16 protein-coding genes are annotated in these 16414 nt (G+C 58.3%); 9 read left to right on the top strand and 7 right to left on the bottom strand.

Going from position 1 to position 16414, the window contains the following annotated elements:
- Nucleotides 1–13: 13 nt before the first annotated feature.
- Entirely contained in the window at nt 14–1060 is a 1047-nt protein-coding gene (locus L63ED372_RS14460) for a homocysteine S-methyltransferase family protein (RefSeq protein ID WP_062406914.1), read from the top strand.
- On the opposite strand, the gene L63ED372_RS14455 is transcribed toward L63ED372_RS14460, so the two are convergent.
- Nucleotides 1061–1807: a tyrosine-protein phosphatase gene (locus tag L63ED372_RS14455; protein WP_062406912.1), complete on the bottom strand. Its 747-nt coding sequence runs from the start codon at nt 1805–1807 to the stop codon at nt 1061–1063. It abuts the gene before it with no gap.
- 137 nt (nt 1808–1944) lie between these two features.
- Here L63ED372_RS14455 and hsdR point away from each other — a divergent pair, with 137 nt between their 5' ends.
- The 6 genes from hsdR to L63ED372_RS14430 are packed head-to-tail and all read left to right on the top strand — an operon-like array spanning nt 1945 to nt 10295.
- Complete coding sequence (hsdR, locus tag L63ED372_RS14450) at nt 1945–4467, top strand: EcoAI/FtnUII family type I restriction enzme subunit R (protein ID WP_062406910.1); 2523 nt, start codon at nt 1945–1947, stop codon at nt 4465–4467.
- A gap of 58 nt (nt 4468–4525) precedes the next feature.
- The gene (locus tag L63ED372_RS14445) at nt 4526–5995 is read left to right on the top strand and encodes a type I restriction-modification system subunit M (RefSeq protein WP_062406908.1); all 1470 of its coding nucleotides are present in this window, start codon (nt 4526–4528) and stop codon (nt 5993–5995) included.
- Nucleotides 5992–7707 (top strand): restriction endonuclease subunit S, encoded by a 1716-nt coding sequence (locus L63ED372_RS14440; protein WP_062406906.1) that lies wholly within the window; start codon nt 5992–5994, stop codon nt 7705–7707. Before L63ED372_RS14445 ends, L63ED372_RS14440 begins: the two co-directional genes overlap by 4 nt.
- Before the next feature lie 41 nt (nt 7708–7748).
- On the top strand, nt 7749–8600 hold the full coding sequence (locus L63ED372_RS14435; RefSeq protein ID WP_062408182.1) for a restriction endonuclease: 852 nt from the start codon (nt 7749–7751) through the stop codon (nt 8598–8600).
- Between the two features lie 10 nt (nt 8601–8610).
- Nucleotides 8611–9195 (top strand): hypothetical protein, encoded by a 585-nt coding sequence (locus L63ED372_RS16245; protein ID WP_082431719.1) that lies wholly within the window; start codon nt 8611–8613, stop codon nt 9193–9195.
- A gap of 5 nt (nt 9196–9200) precedes the next feature.
- Nucleotides 9201–10295, top strand: a complete 1095-nt coding sequence (locus L63ED372_RS14430) for a nuclease (RefSeq protein ID WP_062406904.1) — start codon at nt 9201–9203, stop codon at nt 10293–10295.
- Nucleotides 10296–10298: 3 nt separating this feature from the next.
- On the opposite strand, the gene L63ED372_RS14425 is transcribed toward L63ED372_RS14430, so the two are convergent.
- Both L63ED372_RS14425 and L63ED372_RS14420 read right to left on the bottom strand, forming a co-directional pair.
- The gene (locus tag L63ED372_RS14425) at nt 10299–10790 is read right to left on the bottom strand and encodes a hypothetical protein (protein ID WP_062406901.1); all 492 of its coding nucleotides are present in this window, start codon (nt 10788–10790) and stop codon (nt 10299–10301) included.
- Nucleotides 10787–11842, bottom strand: coding sequence for a helix-turn-helix domain-containing protein (locus L63ED372_RS14420; RefSeq protein ID WP_062406899.1), 1056 nt, complete (start codon nt 11840–11842; stop codon nt 10787–10789). Before L63ED372_RS14420 ends, L63ED372_RS14425 begins: the two co-directional genes overlap by 4 nt.
- 325 nt (nt 11843–12167) lie before the next feature.
- On the opposite strand from L63ED372_RS14420, the gene L63ED372_RS14415 reads away from it, so the two are divergent.
- Nucleotides 12168–12878 (top strand): 3-oxoacid CoA-transferase subunit A, encoded by a 711-nt coding sequence (locus L63ED372_RS14415; RefSeq protein WP_062406898.1) that lies wholly within the window; start codon nt 12168–12170, stop codon nt 12876–12878.
- Nucleotides 12875–13519 (top strand): 3-oxoacid CoA-transferase subunit B, encoded by a 645-nt coding sequence (locus L63ED372_RS14410; protein WP_062406896.1) that lies wholly within the window; start codon nt 12875–12877, stop codon nt 13517–13519. The genes L63ED372_RS14415 and L63ED372_RS14410 overlap by 4 nt, the downstream gene beginning before the upstream one ends.
- 30 nt (nt 13520–13549) lie before the next feature.
- On the opposite strand, the gene L63ED372_RS14405 is transcribed toward L63ED372_RS14410, so the two are convergent.
- The 4 genes from L63ED372_RS14405 to L63ED372_RS14390 all read right to left on the bottom strand — a co-directional run bounded on the left by L63ED372_RS14405 (nt 13550) and on the right by L63ED372_RS14390 (nt 16401).
- Nucleotides 13550–14125: a carboxymuconolactone decarboxylase family protein gene (locus tag L63ED372_RS14405; protein WP_062406893.1), complete on the bottom strand. Its 576-nt coding sequence runs from the start codon at nt 14123–14125 to the stop codon at nt 13550–13552.
- Nucleotides 14126–14183: 58 nt separating this feature from the next.
- Complete coding sequence (locus L63ED372_RS14400; protein ID WP_062406891.1) at nt 14184–14936, bottom strand: ABC transporter substrate-binding protein; 753 nt, start codon at nt 14934–14936, stop codon at nt 14184–14186.
- Nucleotides 14937–15025: 89 nt separating this feature from the next.
- Nucleotides 15026–15730: a haloacid dehalogenase type II gene (locus L63ED372_RS14395; protein WP_062406889.1), complete on the bottom strand. Its 705-nt coding sequence runs from the start codon at nt 15728–15730 to the stop codon at nt 15026–15028.
- Between the two features lie 2 nt (nt 15731–15732).
- Nucleotides 15733–16401, bottom strand: coding sequence for a cupin domain-containing protein (locus tag L63ED372_RS14390; protein ID WP_197275276.1), 669 nt, complete (start codon nt 16399–16401; stop codon nt 15733–15735).
- Nucleotides 16402–16414: the final 13 nt, after the last annotated feature.

The raw sequence follows: 16414 nt of genomic DNA, 5'->3' as shown, positions 1-16414 counted from the left end.
TTACAATAGGGGCATGAAGACCCCTGTTTACACCCGCGCCCAAGCGCTCCCCGAGATCCTGAACACCCGCATCGCCATCCTCGATGGGGCCATGGGCACCATGATCCAGCGCTTTAAGCTGACCGAAGCCGACTACCGGGGCGAGCGTTTCAAGGACTTTCCCAAAGACGTCAAGGGCAACAACGAGTTGCTGAGCCTGACCCGCCCCGACGTGATCCGCGACATCCACGAGGGCTACTTGGCTGCCGGGGCCGACATGATCGAGACCAACACCTTTGGCGCGACATCAATAGCCCAGGCCGATTACGACATGCAGCACCTGACCCGTGAGATGAACCTGCAGTCCGCCAAATTGGCCCGCGCCGCCTGCGACAAGTTTTCTACGCCCGACAAGCCCCGCTATGTGGTGGGCGCTTTGGGCCCCACGCCCAAGACCGCCAGCATCAGCCCCGATGTGAACGACGCGGGTGCCCGCAACGTGACTTTTGAAGAGTTGCGTGCCGCTTATTACGAGCAGGTCGAAGCCTTGGTCGAAGGCGGCTCAGACATCTTGCTGGTCGAGACGATTTTTGACACGCTCAACGCCAAGGCCGCGCTGTTTGCCATCGAAGAATTCTTTGAAGCCAGCGGCGAGCGCTTGCCCCTGATCATCAGCGGTACCGTGACCGACGCCTCAGGCCGCATTTTGAGCGGCCAGACCGTCACCGCCTTTTGGCACAGCGTGCGCCATGCGCAGCCCTTGGCCATTGGTCTGAACTGCGCCTTGGGTGCGACGCTGATGCGCCCCTATATCCAGGAACTCAACAAGGTGGCGGGCGACACCTTCATCAGCTGCTACCCCAACGCCGGCTTGCCCAACCCCATGAGCGACACCGGCTTTGACGAGACACCCGAAGTCACCAGCCGCCTGCTGCACGAGTTCGCGGCCGAAGGCCTGGTCAACATCGTGGGCGGCTGCTGTGGCACCACGCCCGATCACATCGGTGCCATCGGCCGTGCCGTGGCGCCCCTGGCGCCGCGCAACGTGCATGGGGGCTTCTTTTATAAAGAAGCGGCCTGATCAGGCTTCCAGCAGCAAGCGCTGGAGTTCGGCCAGCTCTTGCGGGCTCAGGCCAATGGCTCCGTGCAGGTACTCCCGCATGCCGCCATGCTGCGCATCCACCGTGTCGAACGCCGCGTGCAAAAACTCGGGCTGCACTTGCCAAAGCACCTTCATCACATGCGGATGGCCTTGGCCTTCGAGTCGGGCATCGCGTTTGTAGAGTTGGTTGGTGAGCAGGTAATCGTGCTCGATGGTCGCCCGGTCCACCTCCAGGGCCGACAGCAGCAGCGCCGCTGCAAAACCCGTGCGGTCCTTGCCTGCGGTGCAGTGAAACACCTGTGGCGTCGGTTTTTCCAGCAGGTGTTTTAAAAATCGACCGAAGGTGGCCGCGTTGTGGTTCACAAAATCGCGGTAGGTCTCGCGCATCAGGTCCACGGTTTCCTCGGTGGTGGGCACCACACCTTGCGCGACCAGCGCCTGCATGCGGGCGATCACGGTGGGCTCGATGGTGAGCGCCACGCGCTCCACGCCGGGGATGGCGTAGGGCGTTGCGGCGCACTCGTTCACGCCCCGAAAGTCCAAGCTGTGGCCAATGCCCAGCGATTGCAAACGCACCACGTCTTCACCCTTCAATCCAGCCAAATGGTCTGAGCGGAACACCTGACCGCGCCGCACGCGGCGGCCTTGGGTGTTCAGGTAGCCACCGACATCGCGAAAGTTGGAGGCACCTTGGAGGGCTATAGACGCGGAGCTGAGTGAAGTCATGTGAGTTGTCGGCTGAAGAAGTGCCTTAATTGTGACGACCCGCAGGTAAATGTCTGTCACCTGAATAAAAGGCCACAAAATGATTAAAAATAGAAGCCTTTACCCACCACACGCCCCCAGCCCCCGCGAGCCCCAGCTTGGACAAGAAACAACTCTCCGAAAGCGACATCTGCGACAAGTTCATCCGTCCTGCCATGGAGCAGGCTGGGTGGCACGGGTTCGACCAGATTTACCGCGAGTTCCCTCTTCGGGCAGGGCGCGTCAGCGTGCGCGGCAACAAGGCCCACCGTGACCTCAGCACCGTGCTGCGGGCCGACTACGCCTTGTTTTTCAAAGCCAACATCCCCATTGCAGTGGTCGAGGCCAAAGACAACAACAAGCCCATGGGCTCGGGCATGGCACAAGCCATCAACTATGCCGAGTTGCTTGGCGTGCCCTTTTGTTTTTCCAGCAATGGCGACGGCTTTGTGTTCCGCGACGCCACACTGGCCGATGGCGTGCTGGAGAAAAACCTCACTTTGGACGAATTCCCCTCGCCGCAAGACCTGTGGGAGCGCTATTGCGCTTGGAAAGGCTGGACGCCCGCCGTTCGCCAAGTGGCCGAGTTTGACTACGCCCCCAGCAAAACGCCGCGTTATTACCAAATCAACGCCATCAACCGCACCGTTGAAGCCATTGCCCAAGGTCAGAACCGCGCCATGCTGGTCATGGCCACTGGAACCGGCAAGACCTACACCGCCTTCCAGATCATCTGGCGCTTGTGGAAGAGTGGTGCCAAAAAACGCATCCTGTTTCTGGCCGACCGCAACATCCTGATCGACCAGACCATGGTCAATGACTTTCGGCCCTTCAAGGGCGCGATGGCCAAGCTCAGCCCCAACGCCAAAGGCGTAGAACGTGTTGACGCCCAAGGCCAGGTCACATTGGAAAACGTAGACCTTGCCGTCAACAAAACCACCAAGCTGGTTGATAAAAGCTACGAGATTTACCTCTCGCTCTACCAGGCCGTCACCGGCACCGAAGAAGAGCGCAACATCTACAAACAGTTCAGCCCCGACTTCTTCGATTTGATCGTGGTGGACGAGTGCCACCGAGGCAGCGCCAACGAAGACTCGGCTTGGCGCGAGATCCTCACGTATTTCGGCAACGCTGCGCAGGTGGGCCTGACGGCCACGCCCAAAGAAACGCAAGACACCTCCAACAGCGACTACTTTGGCGAGCCCATCTACACCTACAGCCTCAAGCAAGGCATCGAAGACGGCTTCTTGTCGCCCTACAAAGTCGTGCGGGTGGACTTGGACAAAGACACCTTTGGCTGGCGGCCCACGCAGGGCATGACCGACAAACACGGCCACCTGATCGAAGACCGCATTTACAACGCCACCGACATGAACCGCAAACTGGTTCTGGAAAAGCGCGACGAAGTGGTGGCTGCCAAGATCACCGAATACCTCAAGGCCACCGACCGCTACGCCAAGACCATCGTGTTTTGCGAAGACATCGACCACGCCGCCCGCATGCGCCAAGCGCTGGCCAATGCCAATGCCGACATTTGCAAAGACCACCCCAAATACGTGGTGCAAATCACGGGCGACAACGCCGAGGGCAAGCTGGAGCTTGACAACTTCATCGACCCAGAAAAAACATATCCGGTGATTGCCACCACCTCCAAGCTCATGAGCACCGGGGTGGACGCACAAACCTGCAAGCTCATCGTGCTGGACCAAAACATCAAGTCCATGACGCTGTTCAAGCAGATCATTGGCTGGGGCACCCGCCTGCGCGAAGACCTGGGCAAAACCTGGTTCACCATCCTCGACTTCAAACGCGCCACTGAACTCTTTGCCGACCCCAAGTTTGATGGCGAGCCTGTGCAGATTTATCAGCCCAAAGGCGATGAACCTGTGACACCGCCAGACGAGCTGACAGGCACGCCGGGCATGGGCGACCCGCTGACGACGGGCCAACCTGATCCACTGGCCGATCCCTTTGGTGCACAAGCAGGCGGTTACACCGCGCCCGGTGCAGGCGGTGATGCCGAGCCCAAGAAATACGTCCTCGGCGGCATGGTCACCGTGGCGGTGGCGCGTGAGCGCGTGCAATACCTCAGCGCCGACGGAAAGCTCATCACCGAAAGCCTGCGCGATTACACCCGCATCAACCTCGCCAAGCAATACGACTCGCTCGACAAATTCTTGCAAGCCTGGAACGACGCCGACCGCAAAGCTGCCTTGGTGGAAGAGCTTGAAAAGCAAGGGGTCTTGATCGAAGCACTGGCCGAAGAAATTGGCAAAGACCTTGACCCTTTCGACCTGCTCTTGCATGTGGCCTACAACCAGCCACCCCTGACCCGCCGCGAGCGCGCCAACCGCGTCAAAAAGCGCAACGCCTTCACACAATACGGCCCCGTCGCCCGCAAGGTGATCGACGCACTGATCGACAAATACGCCGACGAAGGCATCGCCACCATCGAAAGCAACGACGTCTTCAAAGTCCAGCCTTTCACCCAAATGGGCTCGGCCAGCGAGTTGGTGAAAAGCTTTGGCGGTCGCCCCCAATACCTTGGCGCACTGCAAACGCTAGAGCGCGAGCTGTACGCACCTCAAGTCACTGTCATGCCCGCGAATGCGGGCATCCATCCCCCGGACTCACGCGCCTGAAGTCTCAATACCTGGATTCCCGCGTGCGCGGGAATGACAGAACCGAACCCATAAAAACATGTCCAACCTCTCATCCGTCATCAAATCCATCCAAGACATCATGCGCCAAGACAGTGGCGTGGATGGCGATGCGCAGCGCATCTCGCAGCTCACTTGGCTCTTGTTCCTGAAGGTGTTTGACGCACTCGAAGAAGAGCTGGAGCTGACCCGCGACGACTACAAAAGCCCCATCCCCGAAGCCATGCGCTGGCGCAACTGGGCCACTGATGCGGAGGGCATCACCGGCGATGCGCTTCTGGACTTTGTGAACAACCAGCTCTTTGCCACCCTCAAAAGCCTGAGCGGTGACGCCCAGCGCAACCCCCGTGGCTATGTGGTGCGCGGCGTGTTTGAAGACGCCTACAACTACATGAAAAGCGGCCAGCTGCTGCGCCAAGTCATCAACAAGCTCAACGCGATCGACTTCAACCGCCAAGCCGAGCGCCACCAATTCAACGACCTCTACGAAAAAATCCTCAAAGACCTGCAAAGCGCCGGTAACGCGGGCGAGTTCTACACGCCCCGCGCTGTGACGCAGTTCATGGTGGACATGGTCAACCCCCGGCTGGGCGAGCGCGTGATGGACCCGGCCACTGGCACGGGCGGCTTTTTGGTCTGCGCCATCGAACACCTGCGCAAACAAGTGCACAACACCGAAGAAGAAGCCACGCTGCAAAACAGCATCTTGGGCGTTGAGAAAAAACAAATGCCCCACATGCTGTGCGTGACCAACCTCATGCTGCACGGCATCGAAGTGCCCAGCCTGGTCCGCCACGACAACACCCTGAGCCGCCCGCTGCGCGACTACACCCCAGCCGACCGGGTGGACGTGATCCTGACCAACCCGCCCTTTGGCGGCATCGAAGAGCCGGGCATCGAACAAGGCTTTCCGGCCGATGTGCGCACCAAAGAAACGGCGGATTTGTTTTTGGTGCTCATCAAACACATCCTCAAAACCAACGGCCGCGCCGCACTGGTGCTGCCCGACGGCACGCTGTTTGGCGAAGGCGTGAAGACCCGCATCAAAGAACAACTGCTGGCCGAATGCAACCTGCACACCATCGTGCGCCTGCCCAACGGCGTGTTTGCACCCTACACCGGCATCAAAACCAACCTGCTGTTCTTCACAAAGGGCAAGCCCACCGAACACGTTTGGTACTACGAACACCCCTACCCAGCGGGCGTGAAGAACTACAACAAAACCAAGCCCATCCGCATCGAAGAATTCGACGCTGAAAAAGCCTGGTGGGGCAGCGAAGCCGACGGCTTTTCCGTCCGCGTGGAAAACGAACGTGCCTGGAAGGTGAGCATCGAGCAAATCAAAGCCGCCAACTACAACCTCGACCAGAAGAACCCCCACGCAGCCGAAGTGGTGAGCCACGACCCCGAGCAACTGCTGGCCGACTACGCCCGCTTGCAAACCGAGGCGCAAAGCCTGCGCGACCAACTCAAAAGCATCCTCGCCCAATCGCTGGGAGCCAAAGCGTGAGCGCAGTGCTGACGGCGCAAGAACCCAGCGCCAAATACCTGGCGAATCTGCAGCCGCCATTGGTGCAGCATTTCGACTTGATCGCCCAAGCCCCCGGCGGCGTGACCCGCCTGCGCGAACTCATCTTGACGCTGGCCGTGCAAGGCAAGCTGGTGCCGCAAGAACCGAGTGATGAACCGGCGAGTGAACTGCTCAAGAAGATCAGGGCTGAGAAAGACCGACTGATTGCGGAAGGCAAGATCAAGCGGGACAAGCCGTTGGCCGAGATTGGGGATGAGGAAAAACCATTTCAGATCCCTGATAGCTGGCGTTGGGTCCGACTTGCTGATGTCGTGAATGTTTTGAATGGCCGTGCTTATGGGAAGCAGGGGTTGTTATCAGAGGGAACGCCTGTCCTGCGAGTTGGGAATCTGTTTACGTCTAACCACTGGTATTACTCAAATTTGCATTTGGAACCAGAAAAGTATTGCGAAACTGGCGACCTTCTCTATGCATGGTCAGCATCTTTTGGACCGTTCATATGGTCAGGCCCTAAGGTCATTTACCACTATCACATTTGGAAGCTAGCGCCACACGCGAAAGCTCATTTCGATGTTGGGTATTTCCACACATACCTACAAGAAAAGACAGCTGAAATTAAAGCCGCTGGTCATGGTGTCTCAATGGTTCACATGACCAAAGAGAAGATGGAAAAAATTGTTGTTCCATATCCACCACTGGCCGAACAATCCCGCATCGTCACCCGCGTCGAAGAACTGATGCAACTCTGCGACGCCCTAGAAGCCAGCGGCCAGCTCGAAGCGAAGCAACATGCCCAACTCGTCAGCACCCTGCTGGGCACGCTCACCCAAAGCGAAACGCCCGAGGCACTGGCCGACAACTGGCAACGCATCGCCACCCACTTCGACCTGCTACTCGACCGCCCCGAAGCCGTAGACGCCCTCGAACAAACCATCCTCCAACTCGCAGTGCGCGGCCTCCTCGTCCCCCAAGACCCCACCGACGAACCCGCCAGCGTCCTCCTGCAAAAAATCCGCACCGAAAAAGACCACCTCATCGCCCTAGGCAAGATCAAGCGCGACAAACCCCTGTCACCCATCACCGACGAAGAAAAACCGTTTGGGTTGCCGCAAGGGTGGGAGTGGGTGCGCATGGGTGAAGTACTTGATGGGGGTAGTGGAACTACGCCCTTGAGAGCGCGCGTTGACTATTTCACAGACGGTACTGAAATGTGGGTGAAGACCACGGACTTGAATAATGGACTCGTTACGACTTGTGAAGAGCTGGTTACCAAGAGCGCAGTTGCTGAGAACCGCTTGAAGTACTTCCCTGTTGGTACTGTTTGTGTCGCAATGTATGGTGGTGCGGGAACCATAGGTAAGTCTGGTGTATTAGGTGTTCCTTCTACGATCAATCAGTCCGTTTTTGCACTACCCCCGACTGATGGCATTGACATCGATTACTTGCATTCATTTGTAATCACAGTGCGTTCGCAGTGGATGTCATTTGCAGCTGGTTTGCGGAAAGATCCAAATATCAATGGACAGATCATTAAGAAGATGGTGATGCCACTGCCACCTCTCACCGAGCAATCTCGCATAGTTGCCCGCGTCAATGAGCTTCGCAGCCTTTGCGCTGATTTGCGTCGGCAGGTTATCAACGTACGTGCAGTAATGGAAAACCTGTCCAAATCACTTGTGGCCGAGGTTTGAGAATGATTGTCCCTGTGAACTCGCATATCCGCAGCGTAGACATGCTGTTGATTGAAGAGTTGTTCGATATGGGTTCTGGCTATGTTTTAGACTTTTCTGATCGAACATTTGCCATCTTCTTTACCGAAGAACTGAATGTTGACATTGATGACCCTGCATATGCAGTAGATGGCCGCTCCAAAGCCAAGCGCCTGCGCTGCTTTCTTCGCGTGGTTGACAAGCCACTGCTCATCCGTACTTTGCAAGCACTGTGGGAATACCGCGAGGCGGTTCGCCAACGACGCGGGCAAAGCGAAGCAGTGCCTAATGCTGAAGGACGGTTTTTAGGTCTGATCAATAAGCTGGCAGGGCAGACGGTCAGTACTCAATCGGCACATCAACCAACCCCTGCGACTGATCGACCAAAGTTTCAGTTGCTCAAAGCAGAGTTACTTCAAATCGCATCACTGCCACCCCATGCCCGTGGTTTCGCGTTTGAAGCCTTTCTCAAAAAACTATTTGATGCGTTCGGCTTATCAGCCCGTGAGCCATTCAGCCTGCATGGCGAACAAATCGACGGGAGCTTTCAGCTTGAAGGCCACACCTACTTGATGGAAGCCAAATGGCACGCTCAAAAAATTGGCGTTGCAGAACTGCACACATTCCACGGCAAGGTTGAACAAAAGGCAGCTTGGACCCGTGGCCTGTTTGTGAGTGACAGCGGTTTCTCTGATGAAGGACTTATAGCGTTTGGGCGAGGCAAGCGTGTCCTTTGTATGGATGGCCGAGATATCGCTGATTGCCTTGAGCGTGAGTTGCCCCTCAACCACGTGCTGTCTGTCAAGGCACGTCGCATGGCGGAAACTGGACAGGCATTTGCCAGGGTTAGCGATTTGTTTTCTTCGAAACGATAGGTGTTGCAGCATGACAATTCACCGAGCCACGTCTCTTGGGCATTGGAATTATTTCTTGGCGTTGGAGGAGGACCTTGAACGTCTGTCACGCTATGTGGACTTGAGTGGAAATGATGACGCCTATTCAATTGAGATCGCGAGGCTCTTATTGAATGCATGCGCTGAAGTAGATGTGGTTTTAAAGCTTCTTGTGAAAAAGCAAGATCCATCAACTACGGCCTCCACTGTCAATGCTTACTACCCAGAAATTTCATCCAAACATCCTAAATTTATTGGCTTCGAAGTTCAGCTACCTCGATATGGAATTAAGCATCAGCCATGGATTCATTGGGCAGAAGGCACGCCTCCGGTTTGGTGGTCTGATCACAACAAAGTTAAGCATCATCGTGATCGGGATTTTCAGCGCGCAACTCTTAAAAATTGTCTGAATGCCATGGGCGGACTTTTTGTAGCCGCTTTGCATCTTTATGAAGAAGAAGCAAAAACAGGTGGAAATTTACAAATGCCTCGGCTATTCAATGTTGGGAACGGCTATTTTGGTGGCGCCTCTCTTGGGCGATTTGGAAACAGCTTTGTTTGTGATTTGAGTAAGTAGTCCATATGCCCATCCAACACGCCATCTGGCAAGTCGCCGACAAGCCTGCCATCTTGCCCGCCGCCAAGCTCGCCAGCGAGCAGTTGCTCGAATCCATGATCGTGCGCGAGCCGCGCATCCTTTCCAGCGAATGGATGCTGATCGGCCAGCAAGAAGTCACCTCGCACGGTGGGCGAATTGACCTGCTGGCGATCGCGCCCGATGGTTCGCTGGTGCTGATCGAACTCAAGCGCGACCGCACGCCCCGCGAAATCGTGGCGCAAGCGCTGGACTATGCCTCTTGGGTGGTGGACCTGACGGCCGATCGCATCGTGCAGATTTACCAGCGCTTTTCCAAGGGCGGCAGTTTGCAGGCCGATTTTCAAAAGCGCTTTGGCCTGGTGTTGGACGAAGACACGCTCAACCACTCGCACCAGATCATCATCGTGGCCAGCGAGCTGGACCCATCCACCGAGCGCATCGTGGCGTATCTCAACGCCCGCGACATTGCCATCAACGTGGTGTTCTTCAAGGTGTTTGAGCATGGCGGCCAGCAGCTGCTCAGCCGCGCCTGGATGATCGACCCCGGCGAAACCCAAGCCAACGCAGCAGCCACCAACACAGCCAAGGGCGAGGCCAAAGAGCCGTGGAATGGTGAGTTCTATGTGTCGTTTGGCTCCAACGAGCACCGCAGCTGGGAAGACGCGCGGCGCTATGGCTACATCAGCGGCGGTGGTGGCACTTGGTACAGCCAAACGCTCAAGCTCTTGTCGCCTGGTGACCGCGTGTGGGTCAAGATTCCGCAAACGGGTTTTGTGGGTGTGGGCGAGGTGACCGAATCTGTGCAGTCCGCCAAAGACTTCACGGTGGTCACACCCGAGGGCGACCGCCTCGCGCTAGACGTGCTGCAACACGGCCCGCTTTACAGCGCCACTGCCGACGACCCTGAGCAGGCCGAGTATTTTGTCCGTGTGAAGTGGCTCCACGCCGTAGACGCCGCCCACGCCTTCAACGAGGTCGGTCTGTTCGGAAACCAAAACACCGTCTGCCAACCCCGCGCCGCCAAGTGGCGGCATACGGTGGAGCGGTTGAAGACGGTGTTTGCGGGGTGGGGCGGCTAAAGCTCAGGCTGCCCATAAAGTCAGCCGCTTTTGGCAGTCAGCTTCCGGAAGCCGTGCACCAGAGGTCAGCATGCTTTGCAAGCCCTTGGCGGCTTCTTTGGTCTTGATGGTTTGGTGAGCAATCAATTGATCCAAAAGCCAAAGCGCTCCGTGTACTTTCAGGCCATCAGTTTTGGCCTGCTTGCGCAAGCGCCTATCACCCGTGAGCAACGGATGTTTGGTTTGGTGGGCCAGTTGGTAGCAAGACACATCAGCCAATGAGCTGTTGTTATGCGCTTGCATCAGGTCAAACAGTGTGGCGGTGGCTGCAGCATCTAAGGTTTCAACGACCAAGCCCCGTGCAAGCAGGTGCTTGGTGTCAAAGTCTTTCAGTTCATTCAATACAAAGTCGGTGCAACACAGCTTGAAGGGCAGGCTAAACAGCGCATCCAGCAATCCCGCATTGCGGAAGTCAATCCAGATGTTGGTGTCGCTGATGTAGACCTGCTGTGTCATGCGAGTGCTGGCAACCGATCAAGTTTGGGGTCTAGCTCGTCAAGGCTGCACTGCAAAAACTCGGCAGCGCGAGAGGGGGTAAAGAGGTCTTCGGCCAAACCGCGATAGACCAAAGATTCAAACCGACGTGGATGTTCGCAGGCCAATATTTCGGGTTCCACTTTGCGCCAACCCTTGCGGCTGAACTCAATCATGGCGCTCATGTAGCCCGGATCGGTGAGCAGGCTGAGGTCTTTGAGGCGGCGCAGCGCCACTTGCATGGAGACACCGTAACGGCGCTTGGCATTCAGCAGCTCTGCCGAATAAACCCGGGAGCGTTGGTGGCTGCCAAAGTCTTGCAGCACACGACTTTGTGGATACAAGAAAGCGCCTGCAAACCGGTGGCAGCAGGTTTCTTTGTCTTTTTCGCTCATGTCTTCGGGCAGGGCCATGACCCAGTGGCCTAGTTCGTGTGCAGCAGTAAAGCGCATGCGCTCGCCGGGGCGTTGGCAGTTCAGCGCAATCAGCACATGCTGGTTGTCATGGGTCGCAGCGCATGCGCCGTCAAAGTCATCGGGGCCATCCAGCAGTGCCACTTTGATGCCGTTGTCTTCCAGCAGTTCGGTCAGGTGGGCAATGGCATCGTGGCCAATGTGCAGTTGCTCGCGCAGTCGTTGCGCTGCCAGTTCGGCTTCTTGCACGCTGCCAACAGCCAGTGATTGGGCTGGCAAGACCTGAACAGTGGTTTCCGCGTCAAAGCAACGTTCCAGTGCTTCGTAACGTTCCAGGTGGTCGTGCATTTTTTCGCGCACAGAAGCCTGCCGGGCTTGCGACATTTTGGACAGCTTGCGAAATTCGAGTGGCGCCAGTTGAATGGCGTCGGATCGGAAGAAGTATTCGGGCTTGACGTTGAGCGCTTTGGCCAGCTGCAAGATGCGGGTCGAGTTGGGCTTGGAATCGCCTTTTTCGAACTTGTTCAGGGCCTGTTTGCTGATGTCTCCCAGGCTGTGGGCCAAAGCCTCAAGGCTCAAGCCTCTGAGCATGCGTGCGCGGTGGATTCGGTGGTGAATCATGGCGGCTCCTTGGTTGACGAACCTAGGAGTATATGATTTTTTGTCAACCAAGCCAACGATTTGTTGTCTGGCTTTTACCCGCGCAGGCTCCAGTGAGATGGTCGTGCTCATGTGAATCACCCTCCCGATATTTATTCAAATTAATGAGAACCTTAGTACATAAATAAAGATCTGTGAATCGGGTTGAACGATGTGATCCCAAAACAGGCTCATCCAACTTGCTCCACTTAGAGGTGCTCCCTGGCGGCAAGGTAGGTATCTGCCCTGTTCAGGGTTTTTGAACTCAATGTAAGCTGTGAAGGATGACAAAAGAGACACTGCATAAATGATCAACAAGTTCGTTTCATCCGTCGCCGAGGCGCTGGCGGGCACGGCCGATGGGGCCACCGTCATGATTGGTGGCTTTGGCACCGCAGGCATTCCCGACGAGTTGATCGAGGGCCTGTTGGCACAAGGCGCACGCGACCTGACCCTGGTCAACAACAACGCAGGCAATGCCGAGCACGGCCTGGCGGCTTTGCTCAAGGTGGGCCGGGTGCGCAAGGTCATTTGCAGCTTTCCCCGGCAAACCGACTCGTATGTGTTTGACGGCCTGTACCGCTCGGGACAGGTCGAGCTCGAGCTGGTGCCGCAAGGCAATTTGGCCGAACGCATTCGGGCCGCTGGTGCGGGCATTGGTGGCTTTTTCACGCCCACGGGCTTCGGCACCGAGTTGGCCAAACACGCCGATGGCACGCCCAAGGAAACCCGCGAAATCGATGGCCGCATGTACGTGTACGAAACACCCATCCATGCCGACTTGGCCCTCATCAAGGCCGAGCGGGGTGACCGCTGGGGCAACCTGACGTACCGCAAGGCAGCACGCAACTTTGGGCCCATCATGGCCATGGCGGCGCGCAAAACCGTGGCCACGGTGCACGAGCAAGTGGCCTTGGGCGAGCTGGACCCTGAGACGGTGGTGACGCCCGGTATTTTTGTGCAGGCGGTCGTCAAAATCGACCGTGTGGCCACGCAGGCCGGAGGCATCAAGGCATGAGCTACACAAGGCGCAGCAAAGACGAGTTGGCCGCCCGCGTGGCGCAAGACATCCCCGAAGGCGCCACCGTCAACCTGGGCATCGGCCAGCCCACCTTGGTGGCTAACCACATTCCGGCCAGCCGCGAGGTGCTTTTGCACAGCGAAAACGGCATCCTGGGCATGGGCCCGGCACCCGCCAAAGGGCTGGAGGACTACGACCTGATCAATGCAGGCAAACAGCCCGTGACCCTGCTGCCCGGCGGCGCATTTTTTCACCACGCCGACAGCTTCGCCATGATGCGCGGCGGGCACCTGGACATCTGCGTGCTGGGCGCGTTTCAGGTCAGCGCCACGGGGGATCTGGCCAACTGGCACACGGGTGAGCCCGGGGCCATTCCGGCGGTGGGCGGCGCCATGGACCTGGCCATTGGCGCCAAACAAACCTGGGTGATGATGGATCTGTTGACCAAGCAAGGCCAAAGCAAACTGGTGCAGACCTGCAGCTATCCGCTGACCGGCATTGGCTGTGTCAAACGTGTCTACACCGACCTGGCCACGCTGGCGTGCACACCACAAGGTTTGGTTGTCATTGACACGGTCGACGGCCTCGGGCTTGAAGCGTTGTCGGCGCTGATCGGGCTGCCACTCAAGGCGGCTTGACCGCAGGGCACACCCTTCGCCCCTTCACCCTCAGTGAGGGAAGGGCGCAATGCCCGGCGCGGCGTTGTCCGGCAAGTCACGGCGCGTGGTGTTCATGACCATGGCCAGCAGGCTGTAGTAGCCGCAGTGCGCCGTCATGTCGATCACGCCCTGGTCGCCAAACATCTTTTGCGCAGCCGCCCAGGTCACGTCGCTCACCGACTGGTTGTGCAGCAGCTCTTGCAAGAAGTCGTACACCACAGTTTCTTGCGCCGTCATGTTCGGCGGGCGGCGGCCTTCGGCAATCGCGTTGCAGGTCTCTTCGCTCACGCCCGCTTTCATGGCAATCGGTTTGTGGATGTGCCACTCCACCGGTTGCGACCAGTGGCGTGCCACCACCAGCACGGCGAACTCCGAGTTGTGCAAACCCACGGTGTTGTCATAGCGCAGGTATTCGCCCACTTTTTGCAGGCGGCGCATCAGCTCGGGGCTGCGCATCAGGGGAATGAATGGTCCGGTCAGTTTGCCGCGTGGCCCGCTGACCAGTTCGTCCACTGCCGCACGTTGTGCGTCGGTCATGTGTTCACGGGGGATCTCGGGCAGGCGGTCGGTTTTTTTGGAGGTCATGGGTGTGTCTCTGGGGTTGAAAAACTCAAGCCCAATTTATCACCGGACCTCGGGGTCCTCAGTCCTGTGCGGGATAGCCCGGTGGGGCCACTGCGGCGCCCTGAATCTGGTGGCGGACGAAAGCCTCGGCCACCCAACCGGATTGTTTGGCATCTTCCACCAACCCATTCAGGTACTCGCGTGCCTGGGCGCCACGTTGGGCGGGCATGCCCATGGCCTGGTGGATCACCATGAACCGGCCGGGCAACAGACGCACGCCGGGCAGGCGCTGGGCATCGGCCTCCAGTTGCTGCTTGACACCTGCGGCCACTTCGAGCTGCTGGTCCATGAACACCTCAACCACCGCAGGCGAGCTGGGCGCACGCACGATGGCGGCGTGTTTCAGGTGGCGCGTCAGGAACAAATCGTAGGCACTGCCCGCGCCCACCGTCACGCGGTTGCTGGCCTGATCCACCTCGTCGTTGTTTTGCAGCGGCGAGTCGGTACGCACCATGTAAGCCCCCTCAATTTGCACATAGGGCGGCGAAAAATGCAGACCTTCACCGCGCACCGGATCGATGGCAAAAAAGCCGATGTCGGCTTCGTCAGATCGCACACATTGCACCGAGTCGTCGGCCTTTTTGAAGATGCGCCACTCAATGCCCACACCCAACTGTGCGGCCAAGAGGCGAGACAAATCGGCAGAGATGCCCGAGGGCTCACCCGCCGCATCGAGCCCGGCAAGCACCGGGTTGCCCAGGTTGATGGCCACGCGCAAAACGCCGTGGGGTGCCAGCAGGGGGGCCAAAGACGAGGCAGATGGGGAGTTCATACGGGCTTCAAAATGGGCAGTTCAAGCAAATGCCATTCTAAAAACCCGATCCGTGCAAGCGGCTTACAAACAGCGGCCTGATCGGTGCATTAACCCAAGACCTTCAGCACTTCGCTCAGGTCGCGGCCCGTGTGGTGGGGCGCTGGGCCAATGGCCTCGGGCGGCAGGCCCTGGCGGTTGACCCACAGCGTGGTGAAGCCAAACCAGGTGGCGCCCAGCGCGTCCCAGGCGTTGCTCGACACAAACAGCACTTCGGCGGGTGCTAACCCAAAGTGGTCGGTCACGATTTGGTAGCTGGTGGGCGTGGTCTTGAACTGGCGCACGCTGTCCACCGACAGCACGGCACCCAGCAACTCGCTCATGCCCGCACTGTGCACGGCCGACTGCAGCATCTCGGGGCTGCCGTTCGACAAAATCGCCGTGGCCACGCCGCGCTGACGCAGCGCCTGCAGCACGCCCAGGTTTTCCGGGAAGGCCGTGAGCTCGGCGTATTGCGCCATCAAGGCGTCTTCGTTTGCGCTGGTGTGCACCAGCCCCAAACGCGCCAGCGCATAGCGCAGCGAAGCGCGTGTGATGTCCCAAAACGACTGGTAATGCCGACTGCCCTCTGGATTGGGGTCGCTCAGCGAGATCAGCCGGGTGTACTCGATCTGTTTGTCGCGCCACAGCACCGACAGCGCCGCGCCTTGGCCGGGGTAAAGCGTTTCGGCCAAAGCGCCGATCGAATACACATCGAACAGCGTGCCGTAGGCGTCAAAGACGATGGCGCGAATGGGGGTTGTGGATGAATTCATGATCACACCAGATGCCCGGTTTTCACCAGGATCAAACAACCTTCGCGGCTGAAGGGCTGGTGCTGGCTCATGTGCGGGCTGCGCAGCCAGCTGCCCGCCGGGTAGTCACCGTGTTCGTCCGAGAACACGCCGTCGACCACCAAGATCTCTTCGCCACCCCAATGTCGGTGCGGGTTGAAAAACGTTTGAGGTGCCCAGCGCACCATGGCGGTGTTTTGGGTCTCGAAGGTGTTGAGCGGCAAGACCTTCAGGCCCTCGACCATGCCTTGTCGCCATTCGCTGCGGCGTGTGTCGATCACCACGCGCTCGTCGTCGCGCGGGTCCAGGTGGCGCAGTTTCACAAACAAAGTGCAGCCCTCAGGAGAGGACGGCGCGTGCGAGCTGCCCACCGGGTTCTTGATGTAAGTGCCGGGGCCATAAACCCCATGCTCGTCGTGCAAGGTGCCTTCGAGCACCAAAATTTCTTCGCCCCCGCCGTGGGTGTGGCTGGCAAAGGCCGAGCCCGGCGCATAACGCACGATGGATGTGGCGCGCGCCACTTCGCCACCGTCGCGCTCGAGCATGCGGCGCGACACGCCGGAGGCGGGTGAATCCACCCAATCGAGTGAGGGGCTGTGGACGATACAGCGCTGGCTGAGGTCTGCGTTGAGGGTGATGTGTTCGGTGCTCATGACATAACAGGCC

The organism is Limnohabitans sp. 63ED37-2 (genome assembly GCF_001412535.1).
Taxonomy (GTDB): domain Bacteria; phylum Pseudomonadota; class Gammaproteobacteria; order Burkholderiales; family Burkholderiaceae_C; genus Limnohabitans_A.
The sequence above is the reverse complement of the archived record's forward strand: the minus strand, read 5'-3'. Positions and strand labels throughout refer to the sequence as shown.